Annotated in this window: 9 protein-coding genes; 3 read left to right on the top strand and 6 right to left on the bottom strand. The window is 53.3% G+C overall.

What is annotated here, in order from left to right; genetic code table 11:
- Positions 1 to 46 precede the first annotated feature (46 nt).
- Entirely contained in the window at positions 47 to 721 is a 675-nt protein-coding gene (locus tag AB8516_RS04910) for a protein-L-isoaspartate(D-aspartate) O-methyltransferase (protein WP_369163228.1), read from the bottom strand.
- Between the two features lie 354 nt (positions 722 to 1075).
- On the opposite strand from AB8516_RS04910, the gene AB8516_RS04905 reads away from it, so the two are divergent.
- Positions 1076 to 1204, top strand: coding sequence for a hypothetical protein (locus AB8516_RS04905; RefSeq protein ID WP_369158628.1), 129 nt, complete (start codon positions 1076 to 1078; stop codon positions 1202 to 1204).
- 364 nt (positions 1205 to 1568) lie between these two features.
- Here the strand turns inward: AB8516_RS04905 and AB8516_RS04900 are convergent, their stop codons facing one another.
- A complete protein-coding gene (locus tag AB8516_RS04900; protein WP_369163227.1) occupies positions 1569 to 2690 on the bottom strand; it encodes a toll/interleukin-1 receptor domain-containing protein in 1122 nt (373 codons plus the stop codon).
- A 248-nt stretch (positions 2691 to 2938) separates the two neighbouring features.
- Between AB8516_RS04900 and lepB the strand changes: the two genes are divergently transcribed.
- Positions 2939 to 3589: a signal peptidase I gene (lepB, locus tag AB8516_RS04895; protein WP_369158626.1), complete on the top strand. Its 651-nt coding sequence runs from the start codon at positions 2939 to 2941 to the stop codon at positions 3587 to 3589.
- Between the two features lie 17 nt (positions 3590 to 3606).
- On the opposite strand, the gene AB8516_RS04890 is transcribed toward lepB, so the two are convergent.
- Positions 3607 to 6654, bottom strand: a complete 3048-nt coding sequence (locus tag AB8516_RS04890; protein ID WP_369158624.1) for an efflux RND transporter permease subunit — start codon at positions 6652 to 6654, stop codon at positions 3607 to 3609.
- Positions 6655 to 6691: 37 nt separating this feature from the next.
- Positions 6692 to 7819, bottom strand: a complete 1128-nt coding sequence (locus AB8516_RS04885; RefSeq protein WP_369158622.1) for an efflux RND transporter periplasmic adaptor subunit — start codon at positions 7817 to 7819, stop codon at positions 6692 to 6694.
- A gap of 292 nt (positions 7820 to 8111) precedes the next feature.
- Here AB8516_RS04885 and AB8516_RS04880 point away from each other — a divergent pair, with 292 nt between their 5' ends.
- Positions 8112 to 11087 (top strand): EAL domain-containing protein, encoded by a 2976-nt coding sequence (locus AB8516_RS04880; RefSeq protein ID WP_369158620.1) that lies wholly within the window; start codon positions 8112 to 8114, stop codon positions 11085 to 11087.
- Between the two features lie 53 nt (positions 11088 to 11140).
- On the opposite strand, the gene AB8516_RS04875 is transcribed toward AB8516_RS04880, so the two are convergent.
- The gene (locus tag AB8516_RS04875; RefSeq protein ID WP_369158618.1) at positions 11141 to 13384 is read right to left on the bottom strand and encodes a transglutaminaseTgpA domain-containing protein; all 2244 of its coding nucleotides are present in this window, start codon (positions 13382 to 13384) and stop codon (positions 11141 to 11143) included.
- Positions 13381 to 14607, bottom strand: a complete 1227-nt coding sequence (locus AB8516_RS04870; RefSeq protein WP_369158616.1) for a DUF58 domain-containing protein — start codon at positions 14605 to 14607, stop codon at positions 13381 to 13383. Before AB8516_RS04870 ends, AB8516_RS04875 begins: the two co-directional genes overlap by 4 nt.
- Position 14608 lies beyond the last annotated feature (1 nt).

Below are 14608 nucleotides of genomic sequence, written 5' to 3'. Positions count from 1 at the left end.
CTAAAACAAGATGCGCGCGCAGCGCACATATATAATTCAAAATTATTTAATGCTCTCCCGTAAGCGGAACAAACCTAACGGGTAAAATCTGACGTACCGTAATCTCTTTTTCCGCGTTTTTATCCACCAGCAACAGCTGCTGGGTCATGAAACGGCTGCCTACCGGAATGATCATCTTGCCCCCCGGCTTCAACTGCTCGATCAGAGGAGGGGGAATGTGGCTGGCGGCAGCGGTGACGATGATGATGTCGAAAGGGGCATGCTCTTTCCACCCATAGTAACCGTCGGCGATGGAGACCTCTATGTTGTCAAAGCCGAGGCGCTTCAGCCGCTCTGTTGCCTGTTTACCCAGGGGCTCCACGATCTCCATGGTGTAGACCTTTTCGACCAGGCGAGAAAGCACTGCAGCCTGGTAACCGGAGCCGGTACCGATTTCGAGCGCCTTATGTTCTGCCCTGGGAGCAATCAGGTCGGTCATGATAGCCACGATATAGGGTTGAGAGATCGTCTGGCCGTAACCGATGGGGAGCGGACGGTTATCGTAGGCACGGCTGCGGACGTCGGCAGGTACGAACTGGTGGCGCGGCACCTCGCCCAGCGATTTCAGGATCCGCTCATCAAGCGCTGATTTTTCCAGATAGATACTGGTTTCCCGCACATCCTGCTCGATCAGCCTTATCATCTGCTCCCTGGCCGCACTGTAAGTGTCGGCAGCGCCCATGGACCATGCCCAGAAGCTGGCAAGGGTAATTAACGTAGCCCCACTGACAAGTCGTATGATAGACATGCCGATCTCCTCCTTTCCTACTTACAAATATAGTTCTTGGAGAGAAGAAGAGTCCGCAAATGAACGCAAATATAAGAGGATCTTCAGAAAAACTTGTGGGTGGCTTTAAATGATAAATGTCACTAACATTCTGAAAGACTGGCATAATATTGGAATCAGCAGTAATTTTTTTATCAGTCAGTTCTGATTACATGACGCTGCCTAAGTAACAGACAAGCTAATATCCTATGATCACGTCATTCCGGCGCGGTCCGGAATCCAGGGAGAATGCCGGGGAGGTGGTATGAGATGCATGAGACGATGGCATCCGCTATTGTGCGGGGAAAAGCCATCAAGCATCGGAAGCGGGCGTGGAAGTTAGAGATGATTGAAGCGCTGAACCCACGTTGGCGGGATTTGAATCCGGAGCTGATTTGACGAGCAGTATTCTTTGCTGAAAGAGAGACGCTCGACAATCGACCGGAGCATCTGGATTCCGGCCTGCGCCGGAATGACAGGATCAGTGAAATCTACCAACAAATTCTTCGGAGAATCCACATAAGTTATTTTTTGATGAATTCAGTGCTTCCTTGATTGTGTGTGCTACAGCTGGGCACAACAAGACCCTTATCCAACGGCTTTTTATTTGACAGGCTTTACAGGCTGCGGATGCTGTCCATGGTTCCTGTACAGGCTGTTTAAAACGTCATATTTGCGTTAATTGGCGTTCATTTGCGGACTAAAACCGTTCGCGGGGATTTGCAGTTTGTTCATACAACCTGCTATCACCCGGCTACCGACGCTATCTTATCGCTGGCCGAGTGATGATGGTGCGGGGTACTGTTCTTTCGACCCTGACCAGGATATTTGATGTAGCTGTTCCCGCGGGACTTTTTGCTGTGAGGGTGTAGGTTGTATTACGCCTGGGCGAAATTTCGATGGATCCGTTTGCTTCAACAGAACCGATACCTGGCTTGATTTCAATATCAGTTGCGTCTCTGGTTCGCCAGCTGAGGGTTGTGGACTTTCCCAACTCGATTGTGTTTTCCGCTACTGAGAGTCTCGATAGCGGAATAGTGGCCACAGGTTGAGAATTGACTTGAATGGAAAGCCTTTGCTTTGCATGCCTATTATCCAAGCCTGTTGCGACCAGGGTGTATGTTGTGTTTTCCCTCGGCCTGATAACCTTGGAACCGGAGACGGCAACAGTGCCAATATTGGGCTGAATACTCACCCTCTTGGTATTCTTCGTCATCCACCTCAATGTTGTAGTCGATCCCTGTTCGACCCTGTTTGGGTCGGCTTGAAATTCAACAATATTTGGCGCCGGGCCCGGGCGGCTTGCGTACCATGTGAAGAGACCGATGAGTGTGCTGACGACTGCAATCCCAAGAACGCCGATTATGAGTGCCTTGTGCTTGCCTCTCGGTTTTTTCGCTACTCTCTTATTGCGAGTTGAGATGATTGGCCTTTTTCCTGTTCTGTCCCTTTCCAGGCCCTCGATCAAACGATCGCAGTCGGTACGAAAATCCGGATCGGCCCTGACCTGCATGCCGTTTCTTTTGGCGAAATCGCGGATGCTCTCGGGTAACTCATCCGCCTCTGGCATCGAGGCACGCCGAACAAGCAGGGGAACGACGGGTATTTTCCGTTTCAGTGCGGACTCGAGTTCAATTCGAACATAATCACCGGATTGCTCTAGGCGTCTGTCGCCTTCTTCATCGGTGGCATTGAGCCAATCGCGTCCGATGACGGCCAGCAAGACTTCGCACTGGCCGACCTTTTCGTCAATGTACCGGGTGAAATCGACGCCCAGGGGGATATCGTCGACATCCATAAAGACTGCCGATTCTCCAAAATGCTCGACAAGGCGGTCGTGTATCCTGCCGGTAACATCCGCACTGTCTTCGCGCCGGTAAGAGATGAAGATGTTAGCGATGGCCGTTCTCCCCGGTACACCTTCCTGTGCTTATCTTCGGGCTCTTTTCATGCAGCCGATTTTCCATAAGCGATAACTATATTTTATATGAGATTATGAATAATATTATTGTGAATATTGCACAACTTATTAACCCTGGCATTGTAGGGGAAGCGCGGGTTGCGATAAGGCCGGTATGAACTCAAGGCAATGCGTTGCGGTCGTAGAAGTGGGATAGTCAAAAGGAGTTATTCATGAGGCAACGTCTCGTCTCTCTCTGGAAAGGGAACAGGTCTTTCATTATCTTTGTTGTTTTGCTGCTGGCGTTTAGAAGCGTTATTGCAGATTGGAATGTGGTCCCGAGCGGATCCATGAAACCTACCATACTCGAGGGGGACCGTATCCTGGTCAACAAAATGGCCTACGATCTGCGTCTGCCTTTTACCCATATTTCATTGCTCAAACACACTGATCCTGCGAGAGGGGAGATCGTCATTTTCGATTCGGAGGCTGCCGATAAGCGTATGGTCAAACGTGTAATAGGCTTGCCCGGTGATTGGATTGCCATGCATGACAACCGTCTCTGGATCAATGGTCAGCAGATTGGTTACAGTGATGCTGAAACAGCTGCGCCCTGGCAGGACAGAATCGAGAATCTTGATGGTGTTGAGCACTGGGTAAGGTGGCTGGATCAAGCGAGCGGGCTGTCCGGTTTTCCACCTGTCAAGGTGCCTGACGGTCACTATCTGGTGTTGGGCGACAACCGGGACAACAGTGCGGATTCGAGGGTGATCGGGTTTGTGCCGAGACAAGAGATTGTCGGCAGAACACGCCATGTACTGCTCTCACTGAATCATGAAAACCACTACTTGCCGCGTCCACATCGATTTATGCACCGCTTGTGAGCTATAGCCAACCCGCCTTATCCCGACGATGGCTTGATACCGAAAAGAATCGCATACAGGGTTGGCACGAACAGCAGTGTCAGCAGAGTGGCGAATCCCAGTCCCACCATGATGGTCAGCGACATGTTGACGAAGAAGACATCCTGTAACAGGGGAATCAGTCCCAGTATGGTGGTGGCAGCGGCAAGCACGACCGGCCGCAGGCGGCTGACGGTTGAATCGAGAATCGCACTGTAGTGTGCTTTCCCCTGTGAGTTCTGCTGATCGATTTCGTCGATCAGGACAATGGCGTTCTTGATCAGCAGGCCGATCAATGAGAGCGCCCCAAGCAGGGACATGAAGTCGAAGGCGCCATTGAACAACAGCAGCCCGGCGGTAATGCCGACCACCGCCAAGGGCACCGTAAGCCAGATCAACAGGGGTTGCCGCACCTTGCCGAACAACAGGATGGTGACCAGTATCATCAGCAGAAATCCTATCGGCAGTGCACGCATCAGCCCACCCTGGGCCTTGCTCGAATCCTCGTATTCACCACCCCATGACAGGCTGTAGCCCGGCGGCAGTTGCATTGCCTCGATCTGCGGTTTCAATTGATTGAACAGGGGTGTGGCCAACTCCTCTATCGAATTGCATGAGGCGGTGATGGTCTGGATGCGGTCACGGGAGCGTAGGATCGTGTTTTCGAAAAGGGTTTCGTAACCGCTGACCACCTGAGCGGCGGCAACCGACTGGTTCAGGGCCGGGCTCCAGATGGTGATGTCCTGCAGGTTGCCGGGATCCTCACGTTCCGCTTCCGGCGCGCGCATCAATATGGGCAGGATGCGTATGCCGTCGCGGTAGCGACCGACGGGGGTGCCGTCATAGGCATACTGCAGGGCAGTGGCCAGGTGTTCCCGGGTTATGCCTAACTGCCTGCCCACCTGTTCGTTGAAGATCGGGCGTATCAGCTTGACCGGCTGCCGCCAGTCATCCCGTACATCCTTCGATCTGGGGTCGTCGTGCATGATGCCCTGAGCCTGCTGTGACAGTCCACGCAATACTGCCGGATCTGGGCCATGGAAGCGCACTTCGATCTTGCTGTCCCTGCCGGGTCCGATACGCATCGATTTGATGATCGGATCGGTCCAGGGGAGCTGTTCCCGCATATAGCGTTCGACTTTTTTCCAGATTTCAGGAATCTGCTCCAGGGTATCTGTTTTGACGATTATCTGGGCGTAGGCCGGCGATATCTCCCGTGGATCATAGACCAGGGTGTAGCGTTGATGGGGGCCACCGATTGCCGCGGTTGTCTGTACCACCCCTTCCTGCTCACGGATGAACGCTTCCACACGGAGCGTGTCCTCCCTGGTCTTTCTGATATCCGTCCCTTCGATTTCCCAGATATCTACAAAAAAGAGCGGGGTGTTGGATTCTGGAAAAAAGGCCTGCTTGACGCTGCCGAAACCGAATACAGCGAGGAAAAAGAGTGCAATCACCATGCCGACAGTGATCCAACGCAAACGGATGGCCCGGTCTACAATCCCCCTGAAGATTGTGAAGATCGGGCCGCTGTAGGGATCTGTTGCATGCTCGCCGCCGGGTTGTCCCGGTTTAAGCAGGAGTGCGCAGAGCAGGGGCGTGGTGGTGATGGCGGTAACCCAGGAGAGCAGCAGTGAGTAGAGTATCACCCAGAACAGGGAATTCGCGAACTCACCCGTACTGTCCGGCGACAGGCCGATGGCTGAGAAGGCAAGGATGCCGATGATGGTTCCTCCGAGCAGGGCCCAGATGGTCTTACCGACGGTCTCCCGCGCCGCATCCGTCGCCTGCATGCCGGCCTGGATACGGACCAGCATCCCCTCGGCCACCACGATGGCGTTGTCCACCAGCATGCCAAGGGCTATCACCAGCGCGCCCAGTGAGATGCGCTGCAGTTCTATCCCATCCAGATACATGATGAAGAGTGTGCCGGCCACTGTAATCAGCAGCACAGAGCCGATGATCAGGCCCACGCGCAATCCCATAAACAGCAGCAGTACAAGGATCACGATGGCAACTGCCTGGCCGACACTGACAAGAAAGCCGCCCACCGACTTATCCACCTCAGCGGGTTGGTTGTAGATCTCGACCAGCTGTATTCCGATAGGCATGGTGGGTATGAGTTCCATCACGCGTTGGCGCAGTCTCTCTCCCACCGCAACCACATTCTCGCCCGCCTGCATGGAGATGCCCAGGGTCAATGCCGGCTTGCCGTTGACGTAGTACATCTGGCTGGGGATCTCTTCGTAGGCCCGGGTTATTTCGGCAATATCCTTGAGATAGACCAGCTTCTTGTCCTCGGATCCGATCATTACATCCCCGATCGCCTTCACCGAATCGAATTCACCGGTTGGTTCGATACGCAGATACTCGTTACCGACACTGGCATTGCCTGCGGTGACGACCACATTTTGTGATTCGAGGATCTGCGATATCTGGCTCGGTGAAATCCCCAGTTCACCCATTTGTGCACGCGAGACGTCCACGTAGACAACTTCTTTTTGTGCACCGCCGATGCTGATTTTACGGATGCCGGGTACCAGTACCAGCTGGCGCTTGAAGGCATCAGCAAAATCCCACAGGTCACGCCAGCTGTAGCCTTCTCCCGTCAGTGCCAGGTAGACACCGAAGACATCGCCAAAATCGTCGATGACGATTGGGTTCTGGGCCCCTGGCGGCAGTCGGCCCTTCATGTCTGCGACCTTGCGCCGCAATTCGTCAAATATGTTGGGGAAATCCTCTGCTCGGTACTTGTCCTTGAATTCAATCTGAATATCGGAAACCCCAGGCCTGGAGATCGACATCTTTATCTGCTTGACCTGTTCCATGCGCTGAATGGCATCCTCAACATGGTAGGTCACTTCATCCTGAACCTGTTTGGCAGAAGCCCCGGGATAGTAAGTGATGATCTTCGCCATCTTGATGGTGAAGGCTGGGTCTTCCAGTTTGCCGATTCGCTCGAATGCCCACAGCCCACCGCCAAGCATGATGATGACCAACAGCCATGAAATAACAGGTGTACGAACGGAGTATTCGCCGATATTCATCCCATGTCCCTTATTGTTCTTGTGCCCTGATCAGTTATCACTGACTGTTCTGGCGCCGTGTACGGGGTTCCGCCTGCTCCCGGTCGGGCAGGAGCCTGACTTTCATATCCTCAAGCAGAAAGGGGGTGCCGGCACTGACGATTCGTTCACCCGCCTTGAGGCCCTCGAGGACCTCAATGCGGCTTCCCAACAGGCGGCCGATCGTCACCTTGCGGGATTTGACGGTCATGTTCTGCTCGTCGATGACCCAGGCCTTGGGGTCGAGGTTGCTATCGCCCGCTATCGCAGTGGCCGGTACCAGATGCCGTTGGCTCTTGTTGAGGAATCCGCTCAGGTCGACAGTCGCGTTGGCGGTCATGCCTGGCAGTATGGTGACGTCGTCGGCCCGCGCCATGGTATAGGTCACCTGGAAGGTCTGGGTTTTGGCGTCGGCCTTGGTGCTGACTTCACGAAAGGTGAGGGGATAGCTTTTGCCCGGCAGATCGGGAAAGCTGACACTGACAGGGATCTGATTACGCTTCGCCTGCGGTGACTCCCTGTCCGGTTGCAGTTCGCGAAGCTGACTTTCCGGGACATCGAATTTCACTTCGAGTAGTGTGATATCCTGCAGGTCCAGCACCACCTGCTTGGCCTGCACCTCTTCAAAGTTTTCGATATGGCGCCTGGCGATAACTCCGTTGAATGGGGCGGTCAGTTTGGTGTAATTGAGCTCCTGCTGGGCCGATTCCAAAGCCGATTGCGCACTTTTGAAATCGGCTTCGAGGCGGTCATAGTCCATCTTTGAAATGTGCCCCTTTGTAACCAGCTCCTTGGCGCGGGCGTAGTCTTTTTTCGCCTTATCGAAATTCGCCTTGCGGTTGTTGTAGACGATCCTGTAGTCGGTGATATCGAGGGAAGCGATCAACTGGCCCGCTTCCACACGGTCACCCTCTTTAACTGAGAGTTGTGTGACCTTGCCGGCAACCCTGAAAGCCAGTTCCGCCTTTCTACCGGCATCGATCCGTGCCGGAAATGATCGCACATCGGAAGAGCCTGCCTGCTCAACGACAAAACTCTTTACCGGGCGTATCACGTTCTTGATATCGGGTGGTGGGGGCTTCTCGCATCCGCCGATTGCCGCAGCGATCAAGACCAGACCAAGAGAGCGAAATGTACAACCATGCATGTTGAATTCCCCCATACTATCTGTCGCCAAAACAGTTGTTCAGGCAATCGTAAGGGCAAGTATAACTTCAGCTGTGTGTTCAATTACAGCACATTCCAAAGGGGTACCTGGCATTACTGTTAACAGGTCCTAACCTAATAATGCTGCAGTTATGGTTTACACTGTTGATATATCATGCCGATGTCATCGAGCAGGCGTGTGCAAAGAGCAGGCTCTCATAGTTATCAAATAGGGCGGGAAGATCAGCTGTTCTTACACCATAAGAAATAAAATCCTTGCCAGGACCAGCAATGTGACTCGAAACAAGCATGCCGATCAGTCTCATGAGCTACGGCATTATCAGTGCGATGAGTATCCCCATGAGTTGTTTCAACAGCTCGATTTCGGTGTGGCGGTCTACCAACCCATCGAGGATGGCAGGGACTTCATCTTTGTTGACATCAATCCCGCGGTAGAAAAAACGGATAGGGTGAAACGCGAAGAGCTCCTCGGTCGTTGTTTGACTGAGGTGTTTCCGGGGGTGGAGGAGTTCGGCCTACTGGATGTCATGCGGCGGGTCATGAAGAGTGGCGTCAGTGAGTCCTTCGGTCCCACCGAGTATCACGACGAGCGCATTCGTGGCTGGCGCTTGAATCATGTCTACAGACTGCCCTGTGGCTATGTCACCGCGGTTTATGAAGATGTGACCAATGAGGTTGAAGCCGAATCTGCCCTGAAGGCCAGCGAGGAGCGTTACAGGCTCTTGACGGAATCGAGCCTGGATGGGGTTTGGGATTGGGATCTTGAGCACAACAGACTCTATCTGTCCCCCCGCTGGAAAATGCAGCTGGGATACCAGGATCATGAATTGGAGAACCAGTTAGACACCTGGAAGGATCGACTGCATCCCGACGATCAGTCGCGGGTTATGGAGCATCTTGAACAATATCTGGCTTCACCTGAACCCATCTGGAGGGAGGAGTTCCGGCTAAGGCACAAGAATGGCGCCTATATATGGATGATGGCAAGAGGCTCTGCCGTGACGGATAGCGAGAATACTGTTGTCCGCATTCTCGGCGTGCATATCGATATCAATCGCCGCAAGCAGGCGGAAGCCGCCAGTGCCTTGATTCAGCGACGACTCGAGGCCTCGCTCGAACTTACCAAACGGGCGCCGAGCGTGAGTGAAAAAGAGATTATCCAGACTGCTTTGGAGCAGGCGTCCCAGCTGACGCAAAGCAGTATGGGCTATCTCCATTTCGTCAATGATGACCAGGAGACGATTGAACTGGTGACCTGGTCGAAACAGACACTGTTGCATTGCAACGCCGCGTTTGATTCTCACTACCCATTGAGTAAGGCCGGCGTCTGGGCGGATTGCGTACGTAAGCGTAAGCCGCAAATTCACAATGATTATCAAGCTATGGACAACCGTAAGGGTTATCCTGAGGGGCATATTCATCTGCTGCGCCATCTCTCCGTACCGGTCATCGATGACGACAAAGTGAGATTGGTGATCGGCGTCGGCAACAAGATAGAGCCTTACAGCGATCTTGATGTGCAGCAAGTTACCATGCTGGTAAGCGATCTATGGAGACTGATAGAGAAAAAACGCATTGATGAAAAACTGAAACAGGCCGCCGCCGTGTTCGAAAGCACCCAGGAGGCTGTGACGATAACCGACACCGGTCCTCATATAATCGCAGTCAATCGCGCCTTCTGTGAAATAACCGGCTATCAGGAAAACGAGGTACTGGGGCACAATCCGAGTGTGCTGAAGTCCGGCAGGCATGATGAAAGTTTTTATCGCAAGATGTGGGACCAGCTGACTACTTCGGGAAACTGGCAGGGAGAGATCTGGAATCGCCGCAAGAGCGGAGAGGTCTATCCGGAGTGGCTGAATATCAGTGCCATCCAGGATGACGACGGTGTGACGACACACTATGTTGCGGTGTTCTCGGATATCTCCGCCTTGAAGCAATCGGAGCAGCAACTCGAACACTTGGCGCACTATGACCCGCTGACGGGACTGCCGAACCGGATCCTGCTCTTTTCCAGGATAGATCATGCGTTGCAACGGGCGCGTCGCAATGGCAGTGAGGTCGCGCTGCTATTTCTCGATCTGGATAATTTCAAGGTCGTGAATGACAGCCTCGGGCATCCTGCCGGGGATAAGTTGCTGCGACTGCTCGCGGAACGTTTTACAAAGAGGCTGCGCGGAGGGGATACCATTGCACGCATCGGTGGCGATGAGTTTGTCATTCTCATCGAGGATGTAGTGACGGAGGCGGTAATTGCCGATATTGCGCAGTCGGTTTTGGACGAGATTAAGGAGCCTGTTCACATTGAGGGTCACGATTTCTCCGTGGGTGGCAGCGTCGGCATCAGTATCTATCCGCAAAATGGTAAGACAGCCACAGACCTGATCAAGAATGCCGATGCCGCGATGTATCTGGCAAAGGAGTCCGGACGAAACAGCTTTAAGTTCTATACGCCCAAACTGACTCAGAAAGCCAGGCTGCGGTTGCGCATGGAATCCGAATTGCACAACGCGCTGCAATCCAATGAGATCATTCCCTATTATCAACCCATTGTCCGTGTCAGTGATGGAAAAATAGTGGGTGCGGAGGCATTGGCCAGGTGGAACAGGAACGGTGGTGAACTAATCATGCCCGTAAAATTTATTCCGATTGCGGAGGAATCGGGACAGATCGATCAGATTGCGTCAGTCATACTGCGCCAGGTTTGTGAAGACCTTCTATCCTGGCTAGTGCCGGATACGCTCCCCTTCAAGGTGGCAGTGAACCTCTCGCCCCATCAGTTCCGCAATGTTGGATTGATCAGAGAAATCGCTGACAATCTGAGTAAATTCAACATTTCGGGTGAGAGGCTGGAACTTGAACTCACCGAGACCGTGTTGATGCATGATACGGAACAATCGATTAAGAAAATCGGACAGCTCAGTGAAATGGGAGTGACGATGGCAATCGATGATTTCGGTACCGGCTATTCATCCCTGGCCTATTTGACCCGCTTTCCCATTGACAAGTTGAAGATCGATCGCAGCTTCATCAATAAAATGCAGAACGAGGAGGAGAGTGAGGAGATTGTATCGACCATTCACGCGATGGCGCGCAATTTGAATATGCATGTGACGGCAGAGGGGGTTGAGACTGCATTGCAGCTGGCCAAACTGCGGCATCTGGGATGTGACTATTATCAGGGCTACTTCTTTTCCAGACCTGTCCCTGCAGCGAAATTTTGTGAATTACTGCAGGATTCAACTTAGGATCAATTGGATTAGTGTTAACAGGCCCTATCAACGGTACTCTTAAGTAGTGGTTATTGTAAATTGTGAACACGCTGTTTCAGTTCCGTATGACCAAGCGAGTAAAGCGTTTCAAAAATACTGCGATAGTGAGATAGAGTCACTTTGACCGGCTTATCCGAATAGTGGATATGATTGAACTCGCGCGAGATATTTTTTGCGTGCATAGGGATATCCAGTGCGGCCAGTCTGTCGAGCATTTTCTCTATGGTCAATCCCGCAGGCCTGCGATATCCGGCATTGTGCAACAGGTCATCAATCGCCTGCAGGTGATGGGTGATAACCTCATCAGGTGTGGCCGCCTGAACCGCACTGAGCCTGTGTTTGATTTGGAATGCCCGCCATCTGGGATGGATGTATGGCCATGCTATCCACAGGCACAACAGGATTGCACCGAACCCACTAAGCAAGGGCCAGGTATTGATAAAGAAGAGTTTCAGGTAAGCGCCCACCCAGGTAACCAGAAGATAGGCTGCCTGCCAGCTTGCACTCAGCACCGTTTCAAGGGTGTAATCGGTCTCGCCCATCGCTTCCTGCAGCCTTAACTGACGCTCCACATAGTCGTTGATCTGTTCAGCGGAGAGGGTTTCATTCTCAACCGAAGGGCCGTCGTAGTAGGCAGTGGGTTCCAATTCCAACCAACCCACATTATCAACATAGGCTTCCACCCAGGCATGACCATCCAAGGCATAGATGTCGTAATAACCGGTCATCGGGTTTTGATTCGTTGCGGAGAAGCCGGTGACCAGGCGTGAGGGTATGCCCTGGGTGCGCAACATGATGGCCAGGGCGCTGGCAAAGTATTCGCAATGCCCTTTCTTGGTTTCAAACAGGAACTGACTTAAAGGGGTGTGTTGTTGTGATTTGAATATCGAATCGAAGTCGTAGGCATAGTTTTTACGCAGATGCTGTTCCAGGGCTATGGCCTTTGCAAACTGGCTGTCGTATGGTTCAGCGACCTGGTTGGCCAACTGGGAAATGCGGGGATCGATGTCCTCCGGCAACTGCCTGAAATTGGGCAGTTCAACGTAATCGGTTTCGGCGAAAGTGCGGCCTTTGTGGACCGTACGCAGTGATGTAACGGAATAGGCCGTACCGCTCTGCAACGCCCCTGGGGAGTGGAGCTGACCGAATGCATCCAGGGCGATGACTGTTGCGGGGAAGTTGACCTTGACGGGTACTGCGGCCGCCGGGATATAGTCACCCAGGTCCCGCTCGATAAAGACCTCATAGTTTTCAGTCACGTTTTGTGACGTCCTATCCGATGCAGGTTGTAATTCGATCTCCCCACGGGAGAGTTGAAGTTTGCTTAAGCGCTGTGCGGAACTGTACCAGCGCAGGCCATCGAAACGGTCAAAGATACGCGCACGCAGGTAGAGGGGGCGATCCGCCCGGACATGCGCCACGATGTCATTGCTGAAGCGGTCGCCCTGATCATCGGGATTATCGATCTCCATTTCGTAGTCGAAACCGCGATAACGGAAGGGTGACGATGAGGAATCACTGTCGGATGAACGGTCGGAATTTCTGTGTGAACTCTCTGTACCAAACCTCTCTGCCAATTCCTGGAGCATCGAGTCAGCAGGATTATTACCGTCTCTTTTCCCATCTGTCTGCTCCGCTTCCTGTTCCCACTCGGAATTTTCATAGAAGTGGTCGGATCCGGGAATGGCGCCCAGGTTACCCGCCGGAAACCGGGGCACGATCAGATAGATAATCAGGGCCAGGCCAATCAGCAGAAAAGCGGCGCGCAACTGGTCGAGCGGATTCCATTGGGAACGGTTGCGACTCAGCGGTTCAATATAGGCATAGCCCAGGGTGATGCTGATGGTCACTGAATAGGCGAGAAAAAAAAGTAGATAATGGCCCGATTTCGATTCGACCGCACCGGCGATCAGCGCAGTGAAACCCACCGCCAGCCCCATATAGAGTCGGCGATAGTCATGGGTCTGAAACAGCAGTGCAAGATGGGCGAATCCTATGAAGACCAAAAGCGCCGGGAGGGGGCCATAGACGATCATCAGGGGCAGGAAGAGAATAATGCCCATGGCGGCGATCTGTTCCGAGATCTTCAGATAGGGATTGGACTGCTCATCGCTACGGCCCACCAGCACCAGTATGAAATGGGTGACGGCGACTGTCATAATCGCACCGAGAAGTGCGGGCATTACACCCAGGTAGGCAAACAGGACCGCTCCCGCTGCGACTGCGGATACCAGGCTGTACCAATAGACGACCTTGACCGATTCGAGCTTCACTGGAAAAGCTCCTGTAACGGGGACAGGGCATTCACAGGATAGATCAAGCGGTTGCCCTCCCGATGGTGATCGGTGGTTGGGCTGTTCCGCATGGGAAACAGAAAACTCTCTGCATCCATCTCGATATCGATATGGGTCAGATAGGGCGTGAGCATCGGTAGCAGGTTGTCATCCTGGAGACGAAATCCGGCAATCAGGTTGGCCTGAGGGAACCTGATAACGGCCTGCTCGATCAAATCGCTGCAGCTTTGGGTGCCGTTGCTTTCGAGGGTTGCCAGTAAGGCATAGAGATCGTAGAGGTCAGCGCTATAGGCCGGGACGACATAGTCGTGCCAGTCGCCGTTTTCAAACACCAGGATACTCTGCATACCCTCGCGGCTGGCAAAACGAATCATCGATGCGGCGATCGATATCGCATATTCAAAGGTGGATCTCGAACCCTCACCCTGATTAAAGACCGGCCTGCTGTCCAGTGTCACCAGGAGTACCGGCCGGTCACTGCGTTCATACTCTTTGACGACCAGTTGCTGTTGTCGGGCCGAGGCACGCCAGTGGATGTGGCGAAGCGTGTCGCCCTGGGTGTATTCGCGCACCGCCGCAAACTCGTCCTGGCCACCCTGTTGAGGTATCCGCAGATCGCCGTCGCTGTTGGCATCCGCGATAACAGGGAGAGGGATGCGCTGCAGGTTGTATACCCGGGGCAGCACCAGGACATCAAGCCTATCGGTTGTCAGATGCCGACTGTGTCTTACCACACCGAATGGGTAGGAGGAGGAGAGTGTGAGCTGTCGCAGTTGAAACTTGCCGCGACGTTCGCAGTAGATCGTTGCCTGCTTGCGAATCGATGTATCGCAGCGGGAAATGAAAAGGTTCTGTTCGGTTTCACTAAAAGGAAGGTCGTCGCTCAACTGAAGGTGATAACGTCGACCCTTTGTCGTGACCAGGTAGGCCAACTCGCCTTCGCTGCCCGCGGTCAGTTCACCAATCAGGGCGCGCGTTACCTGGACGCCACGCATTTGCAGCCTGGGCAGCAAATGCGAGATCAGCAACAGGGACAAGCAGAGTGAAGAGAGACCGTACAGCAGTGCCAGTCCCCGGTTCCAGGCGGCAAAAAAACAGGCCAGGGAGAGCAGCCAGATTACAACATGCAGGTTGAACCAACGTTGCAGCCAGGCAGTGATTTCAGGCGACAGCCTGTTGGACAGCAGAGCCTGCTCCTTCATC

This window comes from Candidatus Thiodiazotropha sp. LNASS1, from assembly GCF_964212655.1.
Classification (GTDB): domain Bacteria; phylum Pseudomonadota; class Gammaproteobacteria; order Chromatiales; family Chromatiaceae; genus Thiodiazotropha.
The sequence above is the reverse complement of the archived record's forward strand: the minus strand, read 5'-3'. Positions and strand labels throughout refer to the sequence as shown.

Coding starts and splice junctions, on each gene's coding strand:
- lepB (WP_369158626.1), top strand. CDS start 2,939: ATGAGGCAACGTCTCGTCTCTCTCTGGAAAGGGAACAGGTCTTTCATT.
- AB8516_RS04905 (WP_369158628.1), top strand. CDS start 1,076: ATGCATGAGACGATGGCATCCGCTATTGTGCGGGGAAAAGCCATCAAG.
- AB8516_RS04910 (WP_369163228.1), bottom strand. CDS start 721: ATGGGCGCTGCCGACACTTACAGTGCGGCCAGGGAGCAGATGATAAGG.
- AB8516_RS04870 (WP_369158616.1), bottom strand. CDS start 14,607: ATGAAGGAGCAGGCTCTGCTGTCCAACAGGCTGTCGCCTGAAATCACT.
- AB8516_RS04885 (WP_369158622.1), bottom strand. CDS start 7,819: ATGCATGGTTGTACATTTCGCTCTCTTGGTCTGGTCTTGATCGCTGCG.
- AB8516_RS04890 (WP_369158624.1), bottom strand. CDS start 6,654: ATGAATATCGGCGAATACTCCGTTCGTACACCTGTTATTTCATGGCTG.